This is a genomic window from Allokutzneria multivorans, assembly GCF_039537405.1.
Lineage (GTDB): Bacteria > Actinomycetota > Actinomycetes > Mycobacteriales > Pseudonocardiaceae > Allokutzneria > Allokutzneria multivorans.
In genome coordinates this window covers 1-1099 of sequence record NZ_BAABAL010000036.1, presented here as the reverse complement: position 1 = coordinate 1099, position 1099 = coordinate 1, and the positions used below count along the sequence as shown (strand labels likewise).

The following is a 1099-nucleotide window of genomic DNA, read 5'->3' as shown; positions in this document are numbered from 1 at the left end:
TGCGTCTTCATGGTGTGGTGATGCCTGCACTTCGGCCGCAGGTTCTTGATCGTGGTGTTCGTGCCGTCGAACGGACAGCAATGATCAAGGTCGCAGCGGTGTGACGGCTGCTGGCATCCGATCGCGGTGCACCTGGGGTAGCGGGCGTTGATGAGTTCTCGTTGTTTCGGCGACGGCCGGTAGGTCTCACTGACTTCCTCGGCCATCCCCGTGACCGGGTCGGTAAGGATCCGTTTCCAGATGCCACCCTTGGCGATGTCCTGCGCGACGTTCGTCGGGATCGGCCCGTATCCGGCCAGCATGCCGGGGTCGTCGGTGAGACCCAGGAGTGCGGTGACGGGCATCGTGAGGTAGACCATCGTCTGCCCCTGTGGTGCGGGAGTGTCCAGGCCCAGCAACAGATCCCGCGCCACATCGGCGCGCTTCTGATCCAGGGTTCGGTCGTCCTTCAGGAGGCTGCGCGCGATGCGGTCGATGTGGTCGAAGGCCATCGCGGTGTCGTGGGCGGTCATGGTGTGCCGGAGTTCGGCCATGCCGTCGTCGAGGTTGATCTTCTCCACCAGCCTGCGTTTGCGCTTCTCCTCATGGCGAGCATCAGCCGCCTTCGGGTCCAACTTGTGGATCAACGTCTGAGCACGCCGCCGGATGGAGGTATAGGTACGGGTAGGCGCGTACTCCAGCAGGTTCGCTTCGGCGATGGAGGTCTGGGGTTCCTTGAGGATGCGGATCTGGTCGACGATGAGCAGGGCTTTGCTCTCATCGATTTTCCCGGCCGCCAGGGCTGCGAGCACCCGGGGGCGTTCGGTGAGTTCGGAGGCGTTGGACAGGATGCGATCCGCCCCGCGTCGGGAGATGTGCAGGGCGCAGGCGATCTCATTCTGGACGAACCGGTAATCACGATCGTCGGCGGCGGTGTGGAATGTGATCAAGGCTGTGGCGAGTTCCGCTTTCGCATGACAAAGAGCGGCCTGTTTCGCCTCAACCTCGACAAGAAGTTCATCAAGGGGCATGCCCCCAATAATACCCGCAAATAATAGTCGATCATGGCTCTAAAGAATGAATTCCCAGGCGCCCGCAACCCCGAAAACGCAACCCCCAC

The 1099-nt window shown here is 62.1% G+C and carries 1 protein-coding gene; it reads right to left on the bottom strand.

Translation table 11 applies throughout. The annotated features are described in order from the left end of the window. The coding region (locus tag ABD798_RS37155) for an HNH endonuclease signature motif containing protein (RefSeq protein WP_344886351.1) at window positions 1-1010 on the bottom strand (1010 nt) is incomplete at its 3' end. Window positions 1011-1099: the final 89 nt, after the last annotated feature.